We start from the raw sequence: 21,653 nt of genomic DNA on the forward strand, positions 1-21,653 counted from the left end.
GAGACACGGTGTACGGGGTACAGTCGGTCACCATGACGATCCTGGACCGGGACGCCACCGCGACCCGCCTGCTGACCGCCAGCGCCCGGCACACCCTCGACCCCGCGATCGAGGTGGACTGGGACGCTCCGGTCGACCCGCAGGGCTGGGCCGTGCCCCCGGAGCGCGTGTCGCTGTACGGGACGCCGCTGTGGGACTCCCTGGACGCCGACCAGCAGCGCACGCTGGCCCGCCACGAGGCCGCGAGCCTGCTCTCGGTGGGCCTGTGGTTCGAGGTGATCCTCATGCAGATGCTGGTCCGCCACGCCTACGACCTCGACCTGCGCCGCCCGCACTCCCAGTACGCGCTCACCGAGGTCGGCGACGAGACGCGGCACTCGGTGATGTTCGCCCGCGCCGTCGACGCGCTGGGCTGCCCCGACTACCGGCCGCACGGCCTGCTGCACCGCCTCGGCGGCGTCTACGGGCACATCGGGGCGGGTGCCTCGATGTTCGCGTCGGTCCTGGTCGCCGAGGAGGCCACCGACCGCCTGCAGCGCGAGTCGATGCACGACGGGCGCGTCCTCCCGCTCATGCGTGCGGTCGCCCGCGTGCACGTCGTGGAGGAGGCGCGCCACGTGCGCTTCGCCCGCGAGGAGCTCGCCCGCCTCGTGCCGACCCTCTCGCGCGCCGAGCTCGAGCGGGAACGCTGGACCACGGCCCTCGTGTCCAGCGAGGTGGTCAACTCGCTGTGGCAGGCGCGGCTCTACCGCAGCGTCGGCCTCTCCGGGCGCACCGGACGCCGCGCCGCGCTCGCCAACGAGCAGCACCGCGAGACCAAGCGGTTCATGACGGAGAAGGTACTCGGCTTCCTCGACGAGGTCGGGATGATCGGCGGGCCGTCCGAGCGGGTGTGGAAGCGGGCCGGGCTGCTCTGAGCTCCTCGAACTGAACGAACGGCACTCTCGCGCACATAGATGCTGCGAGAGTGCCGTTCGCTACGAGGGCCTCAGTACGGCTTCCCGCCCAGGATCGCCACGCGCTCGGCGACCCGGGTGTGCGAGCCGTAGTCACCGACCGCGTAGTGCTGGGTCGCGCGGTTGTCCCAGAACGCCACGGTGCCCTCGGTCCAGCGGTAGCGGACCTGGTACTCGGGGGTGTGCGCCTGGGCGAACAGGTGCCGCAACAGCGCGTCGGACTCGGCCTGCTCCATCCCCACGATCCGCGTGGTGAAGGCGCCGTTGACGAACAGCGTGCGGCGACCGGTCTCCGGGTGGATCCGGACGACGGGGTGGGTCACCGGCGGGAACGTGTCCTCGAGCCTGCGGAGCTTGTCCGCGTCGAGGAACCGCGCGAACCCCGGGACCATGTCGTGCACCGCGACCGCGTCGTCGATCCGCGCCCGCACCTCGTCGGCCAGGTTGTCGTACGCGGCGGCCATGTCGGCCCACAGGGTGTCCCCGCCGAACGGCGGCGTCGTGATCATCCGCAGCACCGCCCCCATGGCGGGCGCAGGTCGGAACGACGTGTCGACGTGCCAGATGTTCTCGTAGGTCTGCGGGCCGTCGCCGCCCTTGGCGAAGCGCACGACGCTCGGGTCCTCGCCCGCCTCCAGCAGCGGGTTGGTCTCGAGCTCGCCCCACTGGCGGGCGAAGGCGCGCTGCTCGGTCGAGGAGATGTGCTGGTCGGGGAAGAACAGCACCTTCCAGTCGAGCAGGGCCCGGTTGAGCTCGATGCGCAGCGCGAAGTCGAGCGGCCGCGCGAGGTCGACGCCGCGGACCTCGGCGCCGAGCGTCACCCCCACCGGGGTCAACGCGAAGCCCTCGTAACGACACCGCTCCGGCCCGTCGCCCTGCAGGGGGCGCAGCGAGCGCCGGCCCTCGAGGAGGTCGATGGCGGGGGTGGCACGGGGACGGCCCGTGCCCACCTCGCCGGTGGGGTCACCGGAGTCGAGGAGGGTCGTCACGAGCACTGATCTTGCGTGCTGGCGCCGTCGTTCACAACCGGTCGCCGTGCGGGGCGCGCCGGTGGGCGTCCGACATCCGCCCCGAACCCCGCCGACACGTGAACGACACGTGAAGACGATCATCTGAACCGGACCGGGGGGACGAGCGACGCGAGGAGTACGACCGGTGACCGACGTGCAGGAGGCCCCCGAGACGGCGGGCGTGACCGCCCGACCCCGTGCCCTGGTGGTCGGCCCCCGCGCGCAGGCCCGCGGCGGGATCGGGAGCGTGCAGCACGTCCTGGAGCGACACCTGCCCGCTCATGCCGACCTCGCCGTCGTCACCACCCACACCGACGGGCCGGACCGGCTCGCCACGATGGTCCGCGGCACCGTCACCGCGGCCCGGCGCATCCGCCGCGACCGCCCCGACGTCGTGCACCTGCACGTCTCCCAGCGGGCGTCCGTGCTGCGCAAGGGACTGCTCGGTGCGGTGGCGCGGCGGACCGGCTCCCGCGTGGTGATGCACCTGCACGGCTCGCAGTTCCTCGACTGGTTCGACGCGCTCCCCCGCCCGGCCCGCGCCCTCGTCCGGGGCCTGCTGCGCCCGCACCGGCTCGTCGTCCTCTCCGAGACCCTGCGCGCGCCGTACCGCGAGCGGCTCGGCGTGCCGGCCGACCGCGTCGTCGCGCTGCCCAACCCGGTCGAGCTCCCGCCGTCCCCCGAGGTCCACGACGACGGGTCGGTGCGGGCGCTCTTCCTCGGCCGCTTCGGGGTCCGCAAGGGCATCTACGACCTGATCGACGCCTGCGCGCGGCTCACCCCCGCCCAGCGGGCGCGGCTGCGGCTGGTCGCGGCCGGCGACGGCGAGATCGACCAGGTCCGCGAGGCGGTCACGACGGCGGGGGTCGGCGACGTCGTCGAGGTGGTCGGCTGGATCGACCGCGCCGAGCGCGACGAGCTGCTGCGGCGCGCGCAGCTCCTGGTGCTGCCGAGCTCGCACGAGGGCCTGCCGATGGCGGTGCTGGAGGCGATGGCGCACGGCATCGCGCCCGTGGTGACGCCGGTGGGTGCGCTGCCGGAGCTGGTGCACGACGGCGTCAACGGCGCGGTGGTCCCGGTCGCCGACCCGGCCGCGCTCGCCCGCGCGCTCGGCGACCTGCTCGACGACGACGCACGCCGGCTCGCCCTCGGCGCCCGGGCCCGCACGGACGTCGAGGCGTACGCGGCCCCGCAGTGGGCGTCGCGGCTGGCTGCGGTGTGGGCTGCGCCCAGGTGAGCACTAATCCGTGTTCAGACACGGATTAGTGCTCACCTGCGAAGCACAAAAAAGTACGGCGCCGCGTCCCGCAAGTCCATGCAGCCCAGCAGGGTCGTCGCGTCGACGCGGTGGAACACGTCGTTGATCGGGCGGGCGTCGTAGATCATCGTCGCGCTGGTGACCCCGCGGTACTCGGTCATCCGCAGGCGCGCGGTGTACTTCGAGGTGCCCATCACGGGGCGGCCGAGGGTGATCACCTTGTGCAGCCAGGGCTTCCGCGCAGCCGTCGGGAGCGGCAGGTTCATCGGCACGAGCGCGGGGTCGACGGCGAAGACGTCGCTGCGGTCGGCGTTCCAGAACAGCAGTGGGTGGACCTCGTCGGCCGAGTCGAAGCGCTTGCCCGCCCAGCCGGTCGCGGCGAGCAGGCCGTCCATCGGGTGGCCGGTCGGGAACTCCGAACCCCACCACTGCCCGATCATCTCGTCGACCGACACCGGGTCGAGCGAGTCGAACAGCGCGAGTGCCTCGTCGGTCGACACGGGCGTCCGGGCGAGCAGGGTGGTGAAGTCCTCGACGGCCGTCATAAGAAACAGTCTGCCGTGACCGTCAAGAGAGCCGCGCACTCCGCGCGATGAGGTCGTCGAGGGTCACGACCAGCCCCTGCGCGGTCAGCCCGACCAGGTCGTCGAGCACGTCGCGCAGCCGGCACAGGTGCGGGAAGGGGTCCTGGCACGCCCGCGCGAACGGCGCGACGGCGAGGGCCTCCGCGTCGTCGACGAGCGCGTCGACCGCAGCACCTCTCAGCCCCTCGTCGACGAGCGACTCGATCTGGACCAGCACGGTGCGGGCGACCATCCGGGTACGGGTCGCGTCGGAGATGACACTCACGTCGAGTGACACTAGAGCTACGCATAGTGAACAGCATCGACGTTCACCTGATCAGGACGGCGTGTGCAGCGCGAGGAATCCCGCGATCGACTCCCGCGCCGCGTCGTTGTACTCCGGCGCCTTCCACCGCTCGATCAGCGTCGCGTCCGGGGCCACGTCCGCGAGCATCGACGACGCCGACGCGGGGTGCGGCTCGTCGCCACCTGCGAAGACCAGCAGCGGTACGTCGAACCGGGCCACGGCCTCGTCGGGAACGCTCCAGAGCACGTGGTCGGCGCCGTAGAGGTGGTCGCGGAACGACGCCCAGTCCTGCGCGGTCGCCTCCGAGTGGTGCTCGCCCTGCTTCGCGGCGAAGTCGTCGAACGTGCCGTGGAAGAGCTCGCGGTTGCCCTCCAGCCCGACCGGCTGCAGCACCACCGCGGAGGTGACGCGCTCCGGCGCCCGCTGCAGCAGGTTCGCGATGAACGCCCCACCGATGCACATCCCGAGCAGGTGGCAGCGCTCGATCCCGAGGTGGTCGAGCAGGGCGAGGTGGTCGTCGGTGTAGCTGTCCCACCCGTCGTCGGCGCGGACGGGCGCCCGCGACTCCCCAGCGTTCCGCTGGTCCATCAGCACCACGCGGTAGTCGCCCGAGAGCGCCTCCGGGATGTCCCACGGGGCTGCGGACCAGAATTCGATCGACGACTGCAGCCCGCCCGGCGCGAACGCGAGCACCGGGAAGCCCTCGCCGCGCTCCTCGAAGTGGATGCGGACGTCGCCGTTCTCCATGATCGCCACGCCTCCGACTTCCCGACGTCGGGTCGGGGCAAGCGTCGAGGCGCGGCGTCACCGGCGTGCTCCGCCCGGTCCGGGCCGAACCGCGCCGGTTCATCCGAGTCACGCCGACCCGGTCCGCCGGACCCGCTCCGCCCGCGACCCCGGCCGGGACGGAGCCGGCGCAACCGGGTCGCGACGACCTGATCCGGCCCGGTCAGCGGTCGAGCGACTCCCGCCCGCTCACGTGCCGACCGTGCCCTGCGGAGCGCGCCCCACAGCGGGGTCCGAAAGAGGGGGCGAGCGACCCGACGCCGGGTACCCGTCCGGATGGCCGCCCCCGCTCGTCCCGCGACGCCGCGCCCGCACAAGCCGTGGGTGCCGAAGCACGTCCGCGTCACCCGGGCCGCGCAGGAGCACGCGCACGCCGACGAGATCGTCCGCCGCTGCGAGGCGCTGGGGTGCGACGACATCGAGCTGCTCAAGGTCGACCGGATCACCGGCGTGAAGGGCGGGACCGAGCGCGAGACGTACGCGCGGGCGAAGGCGACGCTCGCCGTCGTCGTGAGCCCGGACTCCGCACGGAAGCTGGACCCGATCCCGCCGTCGGCGGACTGGCGCGTCGACCTGGCACGCGGCTGTCCGGCGCACTGTCAGTACTGCTATCTCGCCGGGTCGCTGACCGGTCCGCCGATCACGCGGGTCTACGCCGACCTCGACCGCATCCTGGCCAACCTCGACGGCTACGTCGGGCAGGGGCACGTGACGTCGACGTCGCAGGCCCGGGCGCACGAGGGCACGACCTTCGAGGCGTCCTGCTACACCGACCCGCTCGGGATCGAGCCGGCGACCGGGTCGCTGGCCGCGGCGATCGCGCACGTGGGGACGCACGACTGGTCCGGGCCCGTGCAGCTCCGGGCCACGACCAAGTTCGCCGACGTCGCCCCACTGCTCGACCTCCCCCACCACGGCCGCACCCGGCTGCGCTTCTCGCTCTCGCCGTGGCCGCGCTACGAGGGCGGCACCGACCCCGTCGCCGCCCGCGTGGCCGCACTCGGGACGCTGGCGTCGGCCGGCTGGCCGGTCGGGGTCACGCTCGCGCCGATCATCCCCGACGAGGGATGGGAGGCCGCGTACTCCTCACTGCTCGCGGACGTCGCGGCGGCCGTGCCGGCGGACGCCGACCTGACGATCGAGTGCATCACCCACCGCTTCACGCCGGGCAGCCGGGAGACGCTCGAGACCTGGTACCCGGCGTCGAAGCTGGAGATGGACCCCGAGCAGCGCAAGCAGAAGCGCGGAAAGTTCGGGGCGGTCAAGCACGTCTATCCGAACGACGTGATGGACCACCTGCGCTCCACGATCACCGACCGGATCGACGAGCACCTGCCGCACGCCCGGGTCCTGTACTGGACCTGATCTCTCTCGACCTGCACGAACGGGCCGCCCATCACGGTCCTCCGTGACGAGCGGCCCGCTCGGGTCGACCTGGGCGTGCTACTTCGCGCAGGACACCGAGGCGTTGGGGCCGGTGGCCGTGTTCTGAGCGACCTGCACGCCGTCCTCGCGGATGGTGCAGGTGATCGTGTCCGCGCGGCCCAGGTGATCGACGTCCGGGCTGAGGGTGGCGGTCATCGTCGGGCCGACGAGGCCGGAGACCTGGGCGTCGGCACTCCACGGCGAGGCGGTGTCGCCGACCGAGGCCATCGACAGGTTGTCGTTCCGCGACTGGCTGTAGGTCACGGTCACGTTCGTCTTCTTCGCCGTCGTGACCTCGTAGGTGACCTGGTGCACCGCCGCGCTCTGCTGCGCGACGGAACTGACGCTCCCGACGAAGACCGCGGTGTAGAGGATGCACATGACCAGGGCGACGACGCCGAGCACGATTCCCGCGATCGACTTCCCGCGACCGTTCCGCGCCTTCGTCGACTTCACCAGGCCGACGAGCGAGAGCACCAGCCCGATCGGCGCGAGCACCCAGGAAACCGTGCCGACGAACGGGATGAAGGACAGCACGGTGGCGACGATCCCGATGACGAGCCCAGCGGTCGCGAGGCCGTTGGCCTGCGGCGGGAGCGGCTGGACCGGCGGCTGCGGCGGTACGGACGGCGGCTGCTGCGGCGCCACACCGCGCTGCATCGGGACCTGCGGACGGGCGGCGGGAACGGCCGACCGCGGAATGCGAATCGGCGTCGTCATGGCGTCGTCGAACGGCGAGTCCGCGGTCTGTCCGACGTGTCGACCGTGCCGCGGCCCTGCGATTCCCTGCGTCATGCCCGTGCCCCCGAATTCCGTGCGGTTGATGCTCCCTCTCTCGCGGAGAACCACCCTCGCCGTTACCGGAGCGCGACCGATCCGAGATGCGTCACCCTTTCGGGCGACATGGCTCGACGTCTGCGAATCTGACCCCATGCCCACCCCCCGCGCCGCCTTCCCGCAGGTCGAGGAGCACGAGGCCACCGGTGCCCTGGCCGAGGCCTACACGAGCATGCGCGACACCCTCCGCGTGCCGTGGGTGATGTTCGCGGCCCGGTGCATGGCCCGCTTCGGCGACTACGTCCCCGCCGCGTGGGAGGCGGCCCGGCCGGTGTTCGGCACCGTCGGGCTGGAGCGGTCCGCCGACGAGATCCGCGCGCTGGCCGCCCTGCCCGAGCCCCCGCCCCGCGTCGACGTCCCGGACGACGTACGCGCGGCCGTGCGCGCCCTGCACTACGGCAACGCCAAGTACCTGCTGCTGATCACCGCGTGGTCGGAGGGCCTGCACGGGCGGTCGTCGGGGGGTCACGACGACGGGTCCTGGGACGGCACCGCCCTCCCCGACGGCGCGCCCGCCGACATGCCCGAGCTGACGCTCGTCGACCCGCGCACCGCGGGCGACGACGTGCTCAGCCTGCTCGACCGCATCGTCGACGACCACCTCCACCACGGCCCCGCCAGCGACTTCCGCGTGCTCGCCGCCTGGCCCGAGCAGCTCGCGACCCTCCACGACCGCGTCCTCGCGCCCGTCGTACGCACCGTCGACTACGACCTGCGCGCCCGCGACCTGCTCCACCGCGCCCGCGCGATCGTCCGGGGGTTCCCGACGGCGGCCGGCCTCTCGCCCGCCCGGGCCGGCGAGGTCGTCGACGACACCCAGCGGGCCGCGCTGGTCGCGATGCTGTCGATGTTCCAGCGCTTCATCCTCGACGTCACGATGGACACCACACGGCTCGCCCAGGCCCTCGACGGTCCCGACGAGGCCTTGCGGAGCCCGTTCCCGAGCTGAAAGTTGGAGTAACCCTAGAGTTCGTGTCACCCTAACTCCGTGACAGGACTGCGGGAGCGCAAGAAGGCCGAGACCCGACACCGGATCGCCGACGTGGCGGCGCACCTGTTCGCCGAGCACGGGTTCGACGACGTGACGATGACCGACGTCGCGGGTGCGGCCGACGTCGCCGAGCAGACGGTCTACAACTACTTCCCGGCGAAGACCGACCTCGTCCTCGACCGGGCGGAGGAGATTCGGCAGCGCCTGCACGACCTGGTCCTCCACCGCTCCGCGGACACCAGCCCGGCGCAGGCCCTGCAGGTCGTGGCGCTCGAGGACATCGAGCGCGCGCGGACGGACGATCTCGCGGAGCAGCGGGGGCAGTTCTTCGCGCTCTGCGTCAGCAGCCACGTCGTCCGGCGGTTCGGACTGGAGGTCCGCGACGAGCAGGTGGCCATGGTCCGCGCCGCCCTCGCTTTCACCGACCCCGCCCTGAACCCGGGACTGGCGCACGTGCACGCCGCCGCACTCGTGGCGGTGCTGCACCTGGTCGGCGACACCATCGGCGGTGCGGTCGTGCGCGGGGACTTCCCACCCGACGTCGGGGAGCCCCTGGAGGAGACCGCGCGCCTGGCCTTCTCCGACCTGGATGCCCACTACCGCCGCCTCGTGCAGGCCGCGTCGTGACGCGCGTCCTGATCAGCGGCGCCGGCATCGCCGGCCCCGCCCTCGGCCTCTGGCTCGCGCGCTACGGCTTCGAGGTCACGATCGTCGAGCAGGCGCCGGCCGTCCGTCCCGGCGGTCAGGCGGTCGACTTCAAGGGCGAGACCCACCTGACGGTGCTGCGGCGGATGGGCCTGCTCGACGACGTCGAGCGCCTCGCCACCGGTGGCGGCGACGACGGGCGGATCGTCGACGCGGAGGGCCGGACGATCGGCATCACGCCGGCCGCGTTCAGCGGCGGTGACATCGAGATCCGTCGCGGCGACCTCGCGCACCTGCTCGTCGAGCGGACCGCCACGACCTGCCGCTACGTCTTCGACGACTCGATCACCGCGCTGCACGAGACGCCCGACGGGGTGGACGTGGCCTTCCGGCGTTCGCCGTCGCAGAGGTTCGACCTGGTCGTCGGTGCCGACGGCATCCACTCGACGGTGCGGCGTCTCGCGTTCGGTCCGGAGTCGGACTACGTCACGCACCTCGGCCACTACTACGCGCTGCTCGAGGTCGGGGGCCGGTTGGTCGAGGGCGACGAGATGTACAACGAGCCGGGCCGTATGGCCTCGACCGGCGGGCCGAAGGCGCCCGCGTTCTTCGTGTTCGCGTCTCCCCCTCTCGGCGTCGAGCGCGGGGACGTCGAGGCCCAGAAGCAGGCACTGCGCGACGCCTTCGTCGGCGCCTCGTGGAAGGTCCCGCAGCTGCTCGACGCCCTGCCCGACGCGCAGGGCTTCCACCTCGACTCGATCAGCCGCGTGCGCGTCGACCGGTACTCGCGCGGGCGGGTGGTGCTCGTCGGCGACGCGGCGTACGGCAACGCCCTCGGCGGGTTCGGGACGGGTCTCGCGCTCGTCGGCGCGTACGTCCTCGCGGGGGAGCTCATGACGGCGGGTGGGGACGCGTCCCGCGCGTTCGCCGCGTACGACGCGAAGTTCCGGGGCTACGCGAAGGTGGCCGACAAGGTCAACGCGGGCGCGTTGTTGGCGCCTCCGACCCGCACCCGCATCTGGTTGCGCAACAAGCTCTTCTCGGTCGCGCCGCTGTTCCTGGGCGTCATGGCGCTGATGGACCGCTTCGCGACCGACATCGAGCTCGAGGACTATCCGTCGGCGGCGCCCAGCAGCACCGTGTAGAGCCGCGCGACCTTGCCGTCGACGACGAGGCTCATGTCGACGCCCCGCACGACCGGCTCTCCGTCGGCCGGGCCGAACGTCCACGGCGCGTGGATGAGGTCATCGAGGACGTGTGCGGGACCGGCCTGGGTGAACACGAACCCGGGCGCCGAGTCCAACAGGCCCTGCACCTTCTCGCTGATGGCCACGTGCCCGTGCAGCGACCCCTCGACGTCGGTGAACACGATGTCGTCGGCGTAGACCTCGGCCATCGCCCGCAGCCGGGCCTCCGGGTCACGTTCATTGAACACGAGCAGGGTGGCGTCGACGAGGGTGTCGATGTCCGGCACGGGGCTCCTTCTGCGATGGCGGGGCGCGCGAGGCTACTGCGATCGGCGCGTCCCCTCCCCGCAGGTCGGCCTGTCCGCGGCCGTCCTGCAACGGACGAGGACCCGCCCCGGCGGGATCAGCTCGCCGAGCGCCCGACCTCGAGGTTCCGGTGTGCGGAGATCACCGTGGCCGGCGAATGCGCGTTGTCGGCCACGGTCTCGTTGCGCCGACCCGACACCCGCTCCACGGCGCCGTCGAGCAGCTCGGCGACCCGAGCGAAGTCGTACAGGACTCCGTTCGCCCACTCCTGTGAGTCACGCCCGGGCGGGCAGAGGTCACGCCCGTGTTCCGCGACGTGCAACAACTCCCCGACAGCGCGGCGAACCGGGTTCGTTCCGTCTTCAGTCGCCTCGCCCACCGTTGGTACGGAGTCTTCCGTCGCTCCGCAGCGCCAGGGTGGCCCGGCCTGCGCGTGTGTGGCGACACGCCGATGGGGCGCGGCGTGTCGCCGCACGAGTACGAGCCGCGCTACCGCGGCACCCGCATCCGTCGTCGGGAAAGAGGCTCTGGCCTGGAGCCGGCGCGGGGCCGAAGCCCGGACCACCCGCTGACGAGATGCCCTGGACCTACCTCTATCGGGCTCGGACACGACCCTGCCGGGGTGTCGGTCGGCCGACTCCCTCTCATCGTGATCGGCGAAGTCCTCAGACTCGCACCGGGCTGTCGGGGAGGTGGCGGGCCAGGGCGTCCCAGCTGATGTCGTGGTCGCGTTCGGCCTTGACGGCAGGGGCTCCGCCTCGGAGACCGAAGAGGCGCTTGGAGACGAGCAGGTAGACCACGACCGCGATGTTCACGACCATGCCGATGATCGTCCCGGGGCTCATCGAGCTGGTGAGCTGCAGGACCTCGGGGACCAGCAGCAACGTCGTCATGACGAAGGTCAGGTACTCGCCCCACCGGGTGGCGCGCCACAGTCCGACGCCTTCGGCGGTCTCGACGGCCAGCAGCGCGAATATGCCGATGGCGATCAGCCAGAGCGGACCTGCGCCGCCGGAGAGCACGCTCTCCACCTCGCCGACGAGCTGTCCTCCGAGCACGGCCTGGAGGGCGTCGGCGTTGGCGAAGAGGTCGTCGCGCAGCGAGGTCTGGTTGATCAGGACGGCGACGGCACCGCCGAGGACGAGCAGGAGAACGAGCACGTTGAAGGCTCGGGTCAGGGCGATCAGGCGCAGCACGTAGCGGCTCTTGAGGGGCTCGCCGCGGGCAGGCAGGACGATCTCGTCCCGGCCGGGCGGGCGGTCCCGGGTCGGCGCGTCGGGGAGCGGGAGCAGCGACCAGGCGTCGCAGCGCAGGCACCGGTGCCACCGCGTGGCGCTCCCGGCGGGTCGTGCCACCAGGGCGTCGTCCTCGCTGATCTGGGCGGCGTCGGTGCCGACGAGTCGGTGGCCGTTCCAGGCGCAGCCGAGGAGTTCGAAGCGCACCCGGTGGCGTCGTCGACGCTGCTCGACGCCGGGCGGGGACTCGAAGTCCTCTGGGCGGTGCTGGGAGACCATCTGCGTCGTCTACCCGATCCCCGAGCATCGAACGGACGCAACTTCATCTCGCCCTCGACCGGGCCATACCGGCGTGGATCTGCGGACCAACCCGTCGGATGTCGCATCGACCATGATCGAGACCGCAGGTACGACACGTGCTGCGGTGCCGGCGCCGCCGTCGACCCGAGCAGCGCGCCCACGACCCGCCGTCGGGAAGGGGCTGCTGAGCTGGAGCCGGCGCGGGGAATCGAACCCCGGACCTTTCGCTTACAAGAGCCGTGCGGCTCGTCTAGAGGAGTCTCCTCGACGACGTCGCTCGGTACGGTTCCGCTCGTCGGACGCTGCCGGACGGCCGTGAACGCCAGGCCGCCGCTACACGGCTGCTACACGGCGCTTCTCCCGAGAACCGGCCTCGGGGTCTCTCCCTCGGCGGCGCGGGGTCGCCTCGGACAGATCGATCGTGCCGGGGCAAGGGCCACCTCCTCGACCTCACCGGCAGCGCTCCTCCAGAGCGTGGCCCTTGCGCTGGTGCGGGCGGGCTGTCAGACCCCGGGAGCGCCGACGAGGGAGAGACCCCGTCCCGACCACCACCGCACCCTCCGCCACATGCTCGACGAGGCTGCCTCCTCTCCTGAGGTCGGTGTCCTGGTCCAGGGCGGAGCGCCTGGTCGCCGAAGGCTCCCCCTCCCTGCGCCGCTCCCCCGCCCGCTGACTCCGACCGTCGCCGTCTCGCTGCTCTGACCACCAGGGCCGCGAGACGGCCCTTCGGCGTGCGCACCGCAGAACCACACCGGGTCTTGCGGCGATGACGCACGCCCGCCCCCGGCCAGCACGCACGCGAGACGGCCTCTCCGAGAGGCCACGTCATGTCGTCGCACCCGTCCAGCTCGAGCAACCCGCCTACCTCGCCGTCCTCCCCGTCGCGCTCTCGGTTCCGGGCGCTGCCTGATCCGTGGCGTTCGTACAGCCCGTCGCCGCGTTCCTCTGCTGCGTCTGTGGCGGCCGTGGGAGGCGTGGCCGGCCCGCCGCAGCGGGTCGAAGACAGGAGCGCCCGGCGGGAGCCGGGCGCGTCCGACCCGGCCGCCGCCCCGGCGCCAGCCGAGGGCCGCGCGCCTGGGCTTGTTCTATGTGCCATATCGGGCCGCACGACCCCCGTGCAGCACCAACAGACAGAGTCGATCCCGGACACCGTTGCCGGGCTGTGGTCCCCGTCGTTCCCCTCGCCCGAGCTCGTCGACGCCGCTGCCGCGATGCTGCCCGCGATCCGCGAAGAGCCCGGCGCCCTGGCGGAGGGCCCGCGATGGGAGCTGACGGTGGGGCCGGGCATCTTCGCCGTGGCGTGCCGGGACTGGTCCAAGCGGGAGCGCACTGAGGAGCGGGCTCGCTCAGCCCGGGTGAAGGACGTGGACGCCGCGGTGGCCGCGTTCGTCGCGACCGGTGAGTGGCCGGAGCCTCCGACGCCACGGACGGCGATCACGTCCTGGTCGCGGAAGTCCCGGGCGAACATGGTGCGGCGGCTCTGCGAGCTCGACTACACCCCGCTCTATGAGGGTGGGCGGCTCCCGGCGATGGTGACGCTGACCTATCCCGGGGACTGGCTCACCGTCGTCCCCACCGGGGCCGTGCTCAAGCGGCACATGAAGGCGCTGCGCAAGCGGTACGCCCGGGCGTGGGGTGAGGAGTGGGCGTGTGTGTGGAAGCTGGAGTTCCAGCGCCGGGGCGCCCCGCACCTTCACATGCTTTGCACCCCACCGCACGGGACCGCCGCGACGACAGGCGAGCGGTTCGCGGCGTGGCTCTCCGCCGCGTGGGCCGACGTCGTCGCCCACCCCGACCCCGAGCAGCGCCGCCGCCACGAGCTGGCCGGCACCGCCCTGGACTACGCCGAGGGCCTACGCGCGACCGACCCACGCCGGGTCGCGGCGTACTTCACCAAGCACGGCCTCGTGGCAGCCAAGGAGTACCAGCACGACGTCCCGCCGGAGTGGTCGCAGCCAGGCACCGGACCCGGCCGCTTCTGGGGCGTCTGGACACTCCGACGTGCCACCAGCACCGTGCACGTGACCGCTGAGAATGGCATCCGCGCTGGGCGGATCGCACGCCGCTGGGCGAAGGCGCAAGGCCGGGTTCACACGCGGTGGGTCCAGCGCGTCGACCAGTCGTCCGGCCGCGTCTACTACCGCCGTAGCCGCACCCGCGTCCGCCTCATGACCAACGGCAACCGCGGCTGGATCGCCCTTAACCACGCGCCGAGCTTTACCGCCGTGGTGGCGGGTTGCTTAGAACACGCCGACGGCTCTACTGGAAGACACTGCCAGCAAGGACTTCGACGTGATCCAGATGGCTCAGTGCGTGGAGCCGGTAGGCCGTCTATTGTTGCGCCGCTGCCCGTCACGTCGGGACCCAAGTGCGGAACTGTCTAGAGTAAGCGAGCCCAATGTTGCTCTCCCTGGCGTTACAGGCGGCCAGCCCTGAGGACAGCGGCTCAAGCGCGCAAGTCACGGCACTGGTCGCGTCAGCCGGAGGTCTTCTCGCGTCAATCCTTACTGTCTACACTACGTTTAGGGCACGATCAAAGGCGGAGAGGGCAGAGAGAGCAGCGATCGAGAGCCTTGCGTCGAGGGCGAAAAGCATAGATCGCGGAGAGTCAGGTAAGGCTCGTTCCGTAGCGGAGCTACTCGCAAAAGCTGCGAGGGAGCGCAAAGCAGCCGAACTGAGAGACGAGGGTACGGACCGGCGCGAGGTCGGAAACGAAGTGGACGTCTCGATCTCCTCAGGTAGTGGTCAGGCTGACGATGCGGACGACTGGGTCGATTACACGTTCACAGGACCGGGCCTGGATGCCGCGCAGGTTGACACTCCTCCGCTCGTTGATGACGACGGCACATCAGAGAAAAAGGCTACATACTACTTAGAGCATCACCGGGCAGCCGTCAGTCAGCAGAAGGTCAGCTTCTACGCGAGCCTCGTACTCGGTGCTGTCGCGGCGATACTGGTACTTGTCGGCGCGGCGATCGTTGTACTGACTGGCCAGGACGCTGGGACTATCACTGCACTCTTCGGCGCTCTGCCGGCCGCCCTCAGCGGGCTACTCTTTTTCCAGTCGAGAGACGCCGGAAAGCGGAGCGACGAGAGCGCAAGACAACTCGCTAAGAGTGTAGAACAAGGTGAATCAACCGCACGGGCGATGAAGATCGCCAATAGTCTTCGCGACCAGACGGTAAAAGAGAAGCTGCTCGGAATCGCCGCTCTGCAGCTAATCTTTCCGGATGCCGTACCAAGTCAGCTCGGCTCCATATTGGAGCGCCAAGACGAGCGGAAGGCGATCGAATGAAATCTGGCTTCCCGATAAACAGTACGGCACGAGCACTGCTGTTCTGCACGGCCATTATTCAGAGTGACGGCCCTCGCGGAAGGCAGACCGGAACATGCTTCTTCTACGAAGCGTCTGAGACAACCGAGCACAACATTCCCGCTCTGGTGACAAACAGGCATATTGTTGAAGAGTGCACCGGCGGCACGATCAGACTCGTCCGCGCCGACGACGAGGGCAACCCTCTCTTGGGGCAAGAGGTAACCGTCAAATTTAGCGGAGAGGACTGGACCCACCACCCAAGCTCGCGAGTCGACCTCTCAGTAGCCGCAGCCGGTCCATTCTTGAACGCACTACAGGCGCAAGGTCAAGCCGTGTGCTTCCGAATGGTTGCCCGCGCCATGGCTCCATCCGAATCGCAACTTGAGACCTTCGACGTGTTCGAATCCATCACTTTTGTTGGATACCCCAACGCATTGCACGACAGAGTCAATCTCACACCTATCGGCCGACGGGGATTTACTGCAACGCCCATTCAGCTGAACTACGGTGGCGACCCGTCCTTCCTGATCGACGCTTCGGTTTTCCGGGGCAGCAGCGGCAGTCCAGTTTTCAGTCTCAGTGACGGCGTGTATCGAGAAGGAAATACCGTGATAACTGGCGACCGGGTTCTATTTCTAGGTGTAGTAGCAAGGGCGCACTTGGTAAAGGGCGCAAGCGAGCTTGCTCCGGAGCTGGGTTACGAACAAATGCTGGACCTCGGTGTCGTCTTCAACTGGATTTCCGTCGAAGAAGCCGTCCGTCACAAATTTCGAGAACTTGACATATCAAGCTAGCAATTGAGGAAAGCACACTGAGAGTCTCTCAATACAGGCGTACCCCGTCGTGTGACCTACTCGCAGAAGTCTCACCTATAATAGCGTCTTCGACTCGGATCGCATAAACGTCGTCCATTCCAGAAATCGCGTCTGCAAAGCTCTTCCATTCGACGCGAACTGTCTCATCTGAGACTCGTGGAGACCCAGCCTCGGCCGTACATCGATACACCAGTGCGACCACGCCACGGGAAACATTCTTATACACGCCACTCAGACTCTTCACCGAAACCTGAATGCCTGTTTCTTCGAAGACCTCCCGTCGCACGCCGTCCTCCGGAGTTTCTTCGAGTTCCAGCACACCTCCGGGCGGTTCCCAGTGGCCGTTGTCGCGGCGCTGGATGACAAGGACGCGGTCCTGGTCGTCGACGACGATGCCGGCGACGCTCACCGAGTGCTTGGGCGTGTCCACCACTGTCGCCTCCTGACGGTTGCTGACGTTCGGTAGCGTTCGGAATCGATCGTAGAGGTCCAGTCGTCTGGAGGAGCCGTGCAGCTCGGGGCCATCGACCGCGCGAGCGACCGGCCGCCCTACCGGCAGATCGCCGACCAGCTCCGCGAGCTGATCGACCGCGGCACCCTCGTGGCTGGCGACAAGCTGCCGAGCGAGGCAGAGCTGATCGAGCACTATGGCGTTGCCCGGATGACGGTCAGGCAGGCCGTCCAGGAGCTGCGCAACGAGGGCCGGGTCGTGGCCGAGCACGGCAAGGGCACATTCGTCCGGCAGCCGGTCCAGGTGCGACGGCTCGCCTCCGAGCGGTTCGCGCGGCGCCACCGAGAGGCTGGCCTCGCGGCGTTCAGCGTCGAGGCGCAGAAGACGGGCTTCACGCCCAACGTCGACCAGCTGGAGATCGCTACCGGCCCTGCCGCACCGGAGATTCGAGACCGGCTGCGCCTGGGTGACGACGAGGAGGTCGTGAGCCGGTCCCGGCGCTACCTCGCTGACGGTCAGCCGGTCGAGACCGCGGTGTCCTACCTGCCCGCCTCCGTGGCGGCCGGCTCCCGCATTGTCGAGGCGGACACAGGCCCGGGCGGCATCTACGCGCGCCTGGAGGACATGGGGTTCGAGCTGGACCACTTCACCGAAGAGGTCTCGGCCCGGATGCCCACCGCTGAGGAGCGGCGTCGGCTGCAGCTCACCGACGGCGTGCCGGTGGTCGTCCTCGTCCGCACCGCCTACGACACGGCCGGCCGTCCGCTGGAGGTCTGCGACACCCTCAAGGCGGCCCCCGCGTACGTGCTGGAGTATGAGGTTCCGGCCCGCTGAGCAGACGAGGTCACGTCTCCACAACACCCCTCGATACTCCTCTAGACGACTAAGCCAGAACTGCTACAGTTGACTTGTCTAGAGGAGCTACCGAGGAGAGTCCGTGATCCAGAACTTCGCCATCGACCAGGCCGCGACCTTCGAGTCGCTGCTGTTCCTGTCCTGCGAGCCCAAGACCGCGTTCGGGGACTCGTTCCGGCAGGAGACCACCAAGGACGGCCTGCCCAAATGGGAGGCCCAGTTCGTCGCCCGCTTCCGCCAGTTCGGCCGGGCCACCAACGAGATCATCAAGGTCGGGCTGGTCTCCGAGCGCGCGCCCGGCGCCGACCTCGCCCCGGCCACCCCGGTCGAGCTGGTCGGCTTCGAGATCGGCGTGATGGACAAGAAGGACCGCAACGGCAACGTCACCGGCGCCCAGGTCTGGTACCGCTGCCAGGAGGTTCGTTCCACCGCCTCCACGGCGCCGCGCTCGCGCGCCGGGCAGGGCTCGACGTCCGAGGCGGCGGCGTCATGACGTGGCAGCGGGACGCGGCGTGTCGGGATGCCGACCCGGAGCTGTTCTTCCCGCCTTCGGACGACGACACGACGGTGATCGTGGCCCGCCACCGCATCGCCGTCGCCCCGATCTGCTCGGCCTGCCCGGTGGCTACCGAGTGCCTGCGGTGGGCGCTGGACTCCGGGCAGGACCACGGGCTGTGGGCCGCGACCACGCCCACCGACCGGCGCATGATCCGCCGGGCCCGCATGGCCGGCGTTCCGGACCCGGTCGCCGACCACGAGCCGATGTGTTCGGCGTGCTCGCTGCTGTTCCCGATGCCGGTCGTAGACGGCGACATCTGCTCTAGGTGTCTAGGTAAGGAGTCGGTATGACGTTGACGGTTCGCACGCCTGCGCTGCGGGAGCCGGTGCGTTGGTACACCGGTGGCCCTGGCGGAGCGCGGCGTCTGATCAACCGCCTTCGGGCTCGGGCCGCCGAACAACAGCGCCTCGCCGCGCTCGCGATGCTCGAGGCGGACATGCGGGGCCTGTGGCGCGAGGCGTGCGCCGGAGTCGGGCTGTGCCAGCTCGTCGACAACGCCGCCGGGATGACTGTCCGCACCCCACGCTTCGGTGGGCTGCGGGTCGGGCCGGCGGGAACGTCGTTCACCGTCGAGCTGATGCCAGGCGGCGAACCCACCGACATCGAGACCCACGCCCTGCGCCTCGCCCACTCGCTCGGCTTCGCCGGACTCCGCGTCACCCCGATCGGCGCCCGCTGGGTGCGGGTCGTGCTGTTCGAGGTCGACCCACTCGCCTCCACCTTCGCACTCCCCCACGACGTCGTGGGCCGAGCCGACGATCCGATCCTGCTCGGGCGCCGCGAGGACGGCGCCCTGGTCGAGCACGCCCTGGCCTCGCCCGGGCACATCGCCGTGCAGGGCCAGAACGGGTCCGGGAAGTCGCAGCTCTCCTACGGGCTGCTCGCACAGCTCGCCGCCGCCGGAGACGTCGTCATCACCGGCTCCGACATCACCGGCCTGCTGCTCGGGCGCGCGTGGGACGGCACCGTCCACCGCGAACACCAGGTCACTGGCTCGAAGGACCTGCAGGCACATGCCGCCCACCTCGACCGGCTCGTCGAGTGGATGGACGACCGCCTCGACACCATGCCGCCCCGCGTCGACAACGTCGTCCCGACCGTCCAGACACCGCTTGTCCTGGTCGCGCTGGAGGAGTTCCCCGGGCTGCTCCGCGCTGCTCAGGCCAAGGACCGCAAGCTCGCCGAGCGCATCACGTCGTCGGTGCTGCGGCTGCTCTCCGAGGGGCGCAAGGCGGCGTTCCGGGTGCTGATGCTGGCCCAGCGGTTCGAGGCCAACGCGGTCGGCGGTGGCTATGCCCGCGACCAGTTCGCCGTCCGGCTCTCCTTCCGGGTCCCCGCCGAGTCGCTGGCGATGCTGCATGGCGACGACGCCCGCCGCCTCGGCTCGGAGCACGCCAACACCGCCCCGGGAATCGCCTACCTCTCCGCGCCCGGCCAGGACTGCGTCCGGCTCCGCGCGCCCTACCTCGGCGGCTACGGCTCGTACTGCGACCGCATCGCCCGCGACGCCCGGAGGACCGCGTGAGCCCGCTCGCCCTGGTCCTCATCGCAGCCCTCGTCACCGCCCTGCTCGCCAAGAGCCACAAGGCCGGCCCCGCCGTCCTCGCCGGCGTCGTCACCGTCTGCCTGCTCTTCGCCGCGATCCCCGCCCTCGGCCCCGCCGTCACCAGCAGCACCGCCGAGTTCGCCCGCCAGCTCGGCGACGCCTCCCAGCGCGCTGCCACCGTCCCCCAGGAGGCCAGGCCATGAGCATCGCCGAGCACGTCGACCAGGCCGCCGAACAGCTCCGAGCGGCCAACCACGCCGCCCATCACGGCCCGCTCGACGGACCGTCGGCCGCCGTCGTCGTCGGGAACCTCCGAGAGCTCGTCGCCCGGCTCCCCCAGCTCCTCGACCACTTGCGCCGCTCCGCCCGACGGGCGGACTTCGCCGCGCACTACGACGACCGCCCCGGCGTCCCAGTCGTGCGCACCTTCGGGTTCGCGATGGACCACCTCGACGACTCCCGCCAGCTCGCCGACGCGCTGCACGACCAGCTCGCCGCCGCGCACAACGACCTCGGCCACATCGGCCGTCACCTCGTGGAGGACTGACCCATGGACGCGCTGCTGTTCACCGCCGAGGAAGCCGCGGAGCTGCTCAAGATCAGCCGGTGCAAGGTCTACGACCTGCTCCGCAACCACGACCTGCGGTCGGTCAAGATCGGCGGTTCCCGCCGCATCCCGCGCTCGGCGCTGGAGGAGTACGTCGCCCGGCTCCTCGACTCCGAGGTGGCGTAATGGCCGGCGAGAAGCGAACTCGGCGCGCGAACGGGGAGGGCTCGATCTATCAGCGGTCCAGTGACGGCAAGTGGGTCGGGAGCGCGTACGTCTACACGTCGTCCGGGCAGATCAAGCGGCGCCCGGTGTACGGGTCGAGCTTCGACGAGGTGCGGGCCAAGCTCGACGAACTCAAGGTCAACTCCGCGAACGGCGTGCCCGTCCCCGACCGCACGTACAGCGTCGCGCAGTGGTTCGAGCGCTGGTTGGTCGCCGTCCGCGAGGAGCGCCGCCCGACGACCTACGTCGGCTACGAGAACGCGGTCCGGCTCTACATCGCGCCCGGCCTGGGCAAGAAGGCGCTCCGCCGGCTCACCGCGGCCGACGTGCGCGCGTTCATGGCCGGGGTGCGCGAGCGGTGCCTCTGCTGCGCGCGGGGCTACGACCTCCGCCGCTCCGAGGAGGACCGGCATTGCTGCGCGGTCGGGCGCTGCTGCCACCGCCGCCCCTCGCAGCGGCAGGTCCAGTACGTCCACGCCGTGCTCCGCAACGGCCTCGCGGCCGCCGAACGCGAGGAGCTGGTCACCCGCAACGTCGCCAAACTCGTCAAGGTCTCGGTGCCGCGCTACAAGGTCGGCAAGGGCCTCACCGTCGACCAGGCGCACAAGCTCCTCGACGCGGCCAAGGACCGGCGGCTCTACGCGCTCTACGTCGTCGCCGCGACGCTCGGGCTGCGCCACGGGGAGCTGCTCGGGCTGCGCTGGCAGGACATCGATGAGGAGCGGGCCGCCGTCACCATCGCCCAGACCGTGCAGCGGGCGGACGGCCGGCTCTACATCGCCGAGGCCAAGACGGAGGCGTCCGAGGCGACGATCCCGCTGCCGAAGGTGACCCGGCGCGCCCTCGAGGAGCACCGCCGCCGTCAGGACGAGGAACGCACCAGGGCCGGGGACGTCTGGCAGGAGCACGACCTCGTGTTCGCCTCGACCATCGGCACGCCCACCGAGCCGCGCAACCTCGGCCGCGACTTCGAGAAGGTCCGCGAGCTGGCCGGCCTCCCCGGCGTCCGGCTGCACGACCTCCGGCACACGGTCGTCAGCCTGCTCCTCGGTCTCGGGACGCCGCCGCACGTCGTCCAGGCGATCGCCCGCCACGCCCACATCGACGTGACCATGTCGATCTACGCGCACACCAACCTCGACGCCATGCGCCAGGCCCTCGACGCGATCGAGTGGAGGGAGCTGTGAACGCCATCGCTACACGCGCTGCTACATCGGCACCGACCCGCCGTCGGGAAGGGGCTTCTGAGCTGGAGCCGGCGCGGGGAATCGAACCCCGGACCTTTCGCTTACAAGGCGAGTGCTCTGCCGATTGAGCTACGCCGGCACTGGGGCACCATCGTAGGCGAGGGCCGGGTCACACCGCCCGTCGCCCGGTCGGTCGACAACGTCGTCCGCCCCGCCCGCGTCCCACGAGGTGCCGAACATGAAGTTTCCCGGGCTCGGTCCGCGGGATCACCCTGCGGCCGAACCGGACCCCGAAGAAGTGGAGAGTCAGCCCGTGGGGGTGACCCAGCGAGCGCGCGGCTCGCTC

General features: G+C 70.6%; 26 protein-coding genes and 1 tRNA gene. 17 read left to right on the forward strand and 10 right to left on the reverse strand.

The window, feature by feature from the left end; all coding sequences use genetic code 11:
• Positions 1–32: 32 nt before the first annotated feature.
• A complete protein-coding gene (locus QSK00_RS30030; RefSeq protein WP_285597167.1) occupies positions 33–917 on the forward strand; it encodes an AurF N-oxygenase family protein in 885 nt (294 codons plus the stop codon).
• Positions 918–988: 71 nt separating this feature from the next.
• Here the strand turns inward: QSK00_RS30030 and QSK00_RS30035 are convergent, their stop codons facing one another.
• Positions 989–1,951, reverse strand: a complete 963-nt coding sequence (locus QSK00_RS30035) for a TauD/TfdA dioxygenase family protein (protein WP_502872098.1) — start codon at positions 1,949–1,951, stop codon at positions 989–991.
• A 160-nt stretch (positions 1,952–2,111) separates the two neighbouring features.
• Between QSK00_RS30035 and QSK00_RS30040 the strand changes: the two genes are divergently transcribed.
• Positions 2,112–3,203, forward strand: coding sequence for a glycosyltransferase family 4 protein (locus QSK00_RS30040; protein WP_285597169.1), 1,092 nt, complete (start codon positions 2,112–2,114; stop codon positions 3,201–3,203).
• Positions 3,204–3,235: 32 nt separating this feature from the next.
• Here the strand turns inward: QSK00_RS30040 and QSK00_RS30045 are convergent, their stop codons facing one another.
• From QSK00_RS30045 to QSK00_RS30055, 3 genes are read right to left on the reverse strand one after another with little or no spacing between them, the layout of a single operon-like run.
• A complete protein-coding gene (locus QSK00_RS30045; RefSeq protein ID WP_285597172.1) occupies positions 3,236–3,769 on the reverse strand; it encodes a DUF4334 domain-containing protein in 534 nt (177 codons plus the stop codon).
• Between the two features lie 22 nt (positions 3,770–3,791).
• Positions 3,792–4,073 carry a hypothetical protein gene (locus tag QSK00_RS30050; RefSeq protein ID WP_285597176.1) on the reverse strand — a complete coding sequence of 94 codons (282 nt, stop codon included), beginning with the start codon at positions 4,071–4,073 and terminating at the stop codon, positions 3,792–3,794.
• 51 nt (positions 4,074–4,124) lie between these two features.
• Complete coding sequence (locus QSK00_RS30055) at positions 4,125–4,841, reverse strand: alpha/beta fold hydrolase (RefSeq protein WP_285597227.1); 717 nt, start codon at positions 4,839–4,841, stop codon at positions 4,125–4,127.
• 315 nt (positions 4,842–5,156) lie between these two features.
• On the opposite strand from QSK00_RS30055, the gene QSK00_RS30060 reads away from it, so the two are divergent.
• Positions 5,157–6,245 carry an SPL family radical SAM protein gene (locus QSK00_RS30060; RefSeq protein WP_285597178.1) on the forward strand — a complete coding sequence of 363 codons (1,089 nt, stop codon included), beginning with the start codon at positions 5,157–5,159 and terminating at the stop codon, positions 6,243–6,245.
• Positions 6,246–6,323: 78 nt separating this feature from the next.
• Here the strand turns inward: QSK00_RS30060 and QSK00_RS30065 are convergent, their stop codons facing one another.
• Positions 6,324–7,025 carry a DUF4190 domain-containing protein gene (locus tag QSK00_RS30065; RefSeq protein WP_285597180.1) on the reverse strand — a complete coding sequence of 234 codons (702 nt, stop codon included), beginning with the start codon at positions 7,023–7,025 and terminating at the stop codon, positions 6,324–6,326.
• Between the two features lie 211 nt (positions 7,026–7,236).
• Here QSK00_RS30065 and QSK00_RS30070 point away from each other — a divergent pair, with 211 nt between their 5' ends.
• The 3 genes from QSK00_RS30070 to QSK00_RS30080 are packed head-to-tail and all read left to right on the forward strand — an operon-like array spanning position 7,237 to position 9,923.
• Complete coding sequence (locus QSK00_RS30070) at positions 7,237–8,091, forward strand: hypothetical protein (protein WP_285597183.1); 855 nt, start codon at positions 7,237–7,239, stop codon at positions 8,089–8,091.
• A gap of 39 nt (positions 8,092–8,130) precedes the next feature.
• Positions 8,131–8,760: a TetR/AcrR family transcriptional regulator gene (locus QSK00_RS30075; protein WP_285597185.1), complete on the forward strand. Its 630-nt coding sequence runs from the start codon at positions 8,131–8,133 to the stop codon at positions 8,758–8,760.
• The gene (locus QSK00_RS30080; RefSeq protein ID WP_285597187.1) at positions 8,757–9,923 is read left to right on the forward strand and encodes an FAD-dependent monooxygenase; all 1,167 of its coding nucleotides are present in this window, start codon (positions 8,757–8,759) and stop codon (positions 9,921–9,923) included. Before QSK00_RS30075 ends, QSK00_RS30080 begins: the two co-directional genes overlap by 4 nt.
• On the opposite strand, the gene QSK00_RS30085 is transcribed toward QSK00_RS30080, so the two are convergent.
• The 3 genes from QSK00_RS30085 to QSK00_RS30095 all read right to left on the reverse strand — a co-directional run bounded on the left by QSK00_RS30085 (position 9,890) and on the right by QSK00_RS30095 (position 11,785).
• Entirely contained in the window at positions 9,890–10,252 is a 363-nt protein-coding gene (locus QSK00_RS30085) for a nuclear transport factor 2 family protein (RefSeq protein WP_285597189.1), read from the reverse strand. The genes QSK00_RS30080 and QSK00_RS30085 overlap by 34 nt on opposite strands.
• Before the next feature lie 116 nt (positions 10,253–10,368).
• Positions 10,369–10,650 carry a hypothetical protein gene (locus tag QSK00_RS30090; protein ID WP_285597190.1) on the reverse strand — a complete coding sequence of 94 codons (282 nt, stop codon included), beginning with the start codon at positions 10,648–10,650 and terminating at the stop codon, positions 10,369–10,371.
• Positions 10,651–10,936: 286 nt separating this feature from the next.
• The gene (locus QSK00_RS30095; protein ID WP_285597192.1) at positions 10,937–11,785 is read right to left on the reverse strand and encodes a DUF2127 domain-containing protein; all 849 of its coding nucleotides are present in this window, start codon (positions 11,783–11,785) and stop codon (positions 10,937–10,939) included.
• Between the two features lie 1,136 nt (positions 11,786–12,921).
• Here QSK00_RS30095 and QSK00_RS30100 point away from each other — a divergent pair.
• The 3 genes from QSK00_RS30100 to QSK00_RS30110 are packed head-to-tail and all read left to right on the forward strand — an operon-like array spanning position 12,922 to position 15,916.
• Positions 12,922–14,190 carry a rolling circle replication-associated protein gene (locus QSK00_RS30100; RefSeq protein ID WP_285597194.1) on the forward strand — a complete coding sequence of 423 codons (1,269 nt, stop codon included), beginning with the start codon at positions 12,922–12,924 and terminating at the stop codon, positions 14,188–14,190.
• 14 nt (positions 14,191–14,204) lie between these two features.
• On the forward strand, positions 14,205–15,101 hold the full coding sequence (locus QSK00_RS30105; RefSeq protein WP_285597196.1) for a TRADD-N-associated membrane domain-containing protein: 897 nt from the start codon (positions 14,205–14,207) through the stop codon (positions 15,099–15,101).
• Entirely contained in the window at positions 15,098–15,916 is an 819-nt protein-coding gene (locus QSK00_RS30110; RefSeq protein WP_285597198.1) for a trypsin-like peptidase domain-containing protein, read from the forward strand. Before QSK00_RS30105 ends, QSK00_RS30110 begins: the two co-directional genes overlap by 4 nt.
• Positions 15,917–15,944: 28 nt before the next feature.
• Here the strand turns inward: QSK00_RS30110 and QSK00_RS30115 are convergent, their stop codons facing one another.
• Entirely contained in the window at positions 15,945–16,367 is a 423-nt protein-coding gene (locus tag QSK00_RS30115) for an NUDIX hydrolase (protein WP_285597199.1), read from the reverse strand.
• A gap of 78 nt (positions 16,368–16,445) precedes the next feature.
• Between QSK00_RS30115 and QSK00_RS30120 the strand changes: the two genes are divergently transcribed.
• From QSK00_RS30120 to QSK00_RS30155, 8 genes are all read left to right on the forward strand, one after another.
• On the forward strand, positions 16,446–17,222 hold the full coding sequence (locus tag QSK00_RS30120) for a GntR family transcriptional regulator (RefSeq protein ID WP_285597201.1): 777 nt from the start codon (positions 16,446–16,448) through the stop codon (positions 17,220–17,222).
• 103 nt (positions 17,223–17,325) lie between these two features.
• Positions 17,326–17,736: a hypothetical protein gene (locus QSK00_RS30125; RefSeq protein ID WP_285597203.1), complete on the forward strand. Its 411-nt coding sequence runs from the start codon at positions 17,326–17,328 to the stop codon at positions 17,734–17,736.
• The gene (locus QSK00_RS30130) at positions 17,733–18,092 is read left to right on the forward strand and encodes a WhiB family transcriptional regulator (RefSeq protein ID WP_285597204.1); all 360 of its coding nucleotides are present in this window, start codon (positions 17,733–17,735) and stop codon (positions 18,090–18,092) included. Before QSK00_RS30125 ends, QSK00_RS30130 begins: the two co-directional genes overlap by 4 nt.
• Positions 18,089–19,327 carry a hypothetical protein gene (locus tag QSK00_RS30135; RefSeq protein WP_285597206.1) on the forward strand — a complete coding sequence of 413 codons (1,239 nt, stop codon included), beginning with the start codon at positions 18,089–18,091 and terminating at the stop codon, positions 19,325–19,327. The genes QSK00_RS30130 and QSK00_RS30135 overlap by 4 nt, the downstream gene beginning before the upstream one ends.
• On the forward strand, positions 19,324–19,551 hold the full coding sequence (locus QSK00_RS30140) for a hypothetical protein (protein WP_285597207.1): 228 nt from the start codon (positions 19,324–19,326) through the stop codon (positions 19,549–19,551). The genes QSK00_RS30135 and QSK00_RS30140 overlap by 4 nt, the downstream gene beginning before the upstream one ends.
• The gene (locus tag QSK00_RS30145; protein ID WP_285597209.1) at positions 19,548–19,895 is read left to right on the forward strand and encodes a hypothetical protein; all 348 of its coding nucleotides are present in this window, start codon (positions 19,548–19,550) and stop codon (positions 19,893–19,895) included. The genes QSK00_RS30140 and QSK00_RS30145 overlap by 4 nt, the downstream gene beginning before the upstream one ends.
• Positions 19,896–19,898: 3 nt before the next feature.
• Positions 19,899–20,081: a helix-turn-helix domain-containing protein gene (locus QSK00_RS30150; RefSeq protein WP_285597211.1), complete on the forward strand. Its 183-nt coding sequence runs from the start codon at positions 19,899–19,901 to the stop codon at positions 20,079–20,081.
• Positions 20,081–21,307: a tyrosine-type recombinase/integrase gene (locus tag QSK00_RS30155; RefSeq protein WP_285597213.1), complete on the forward strand. Its 1,227-nt coding sequence runs from the start codon at positions 20,081–20,083 to the stop codon at positions 21,305–21,307. The genes QSK00_RS30150 and QSK00_RS30155 overlap by 1 nt, the downstream gene beginning before the upstream one ends.
• A 63-nt stretch (positions 21,308–21,370) precedes the next feature.
• On the opposite strand, the gene QSK00_RS30160 is transcribed toward QSK00_RS30155, so the two are convergent.
• Positions 21,371–21,446: transfer RNA gene (locus QSK00_RS30160), tRNA-Thr, on the reverse strand.
• Positions 21,447–21,653 lie beyond the last annotated feature (207 nt).

The organism is Actinomycetospora sp. NBRC 106378, from assembly GCF_030269685.1.
In the GTDB taxonomy this organism is placed as follows: Bacteria; Actinomycetota; Actinomycetes; order Mycobacteriales; family Pseudonocardiaceae; genus Actinomycetospora.

Coding starts and splice junctions, on each gene's coding strand:
- QSK00_RS30045 (WP_285597172.1), bottom strand. CDS start 3,769: ATGACGGCCGTCGAGGACTTCACCACCCTGCTCGCCCGGACGCCCGTG.
- QSK00_RS30130 (WP_285597204.1), top strand. CDS start 17,733: ATGACGTGGCAGCGGGACGCGGCGTGTCGGGATGCCGACCCGGAGCTG.
- QSK00_RS30135 (WP_285597206.1), top strand. CDS start 18,089: ATGACGTTGACGGTTCGCACGCCTGCGCTGCGGGAGCCGGTGCGTTGG.
- QSK00_RS30030 (WP_285597167.1), top strand. CDS start 33: ATGACGATCCTGGACCGGGACGCCACCGCGACCCGCCTGCTGACCGCC.
- QSK00_RS30110 (WP_285597198.1), top strand. CDS start 15,098: ATGAAATCTGGCTTCCCGATAAACAGTACGGCACGAGCACTGCTGTTC.
- QSK00_RS30060 (WP_285597178.1), top strand. CDS start 5,157: ATGGCCGCCCCCGCTCGTCCCGCGACGCCGCGCCCGCACAAGCCGTGG.
- QSK00_RS30145 (WP_285597209.1), top strand. CDS start 19,548: ATGAGCATCGCCGAGCACGTCGACCAGGCCGCCGAACAGCTCCGAGCG.
- QSK00_RS30095 (WP_285597192.1), bottom strand. CDS start 11,785: ATGGTCTCCCAGCACCGCCCAGAGGACTTCGAGTCCCCGCCCGGCGTC.
- QSK00_RS30105 (WP_285597196.1), top strand. CDS start 14,205: ATGTTGCTCTCCCTGGCGTTACAGGCGGCCAGCCCTGAGGACAGCGGC.
- QSK00_RS30155 (WP_285597213.1), top strand. CDS start 20,081: ATGGCCGGCGAGAAGCGAACTCGGCGCGCGAACGGGGAGGGCTCGATC.
- QSK00_RS30070 (WP_285597183.1), top strand. CDS start 7,237: ATGCCCACCCCCCGCGCCGCCTTCCCGCAGGTCGAGGAGCACGAGGCC.
- QSK00_RS30065 (WP_285597180.1), bottom strand. CDS start 7,025: ATGACGACGCCGATTCGCATTCCGCGGTCGGCCGTTCCCGCCGCCCGT.
- QSK00_RS30150 (WP_285597211.1), top strand. CDS start 19,899: ATGGACGCGCTGCTGTTCACCGCCGAGGAAGCCGCGGAGCTGCTCAAG.
- QSK00_RS30055 (WP_285597227.1), bottom strand. CDS start 4,841: ATGGAGAACGGCGACGTCCGCATCCACTTCGAGGAGCGCGGCGAGGGC.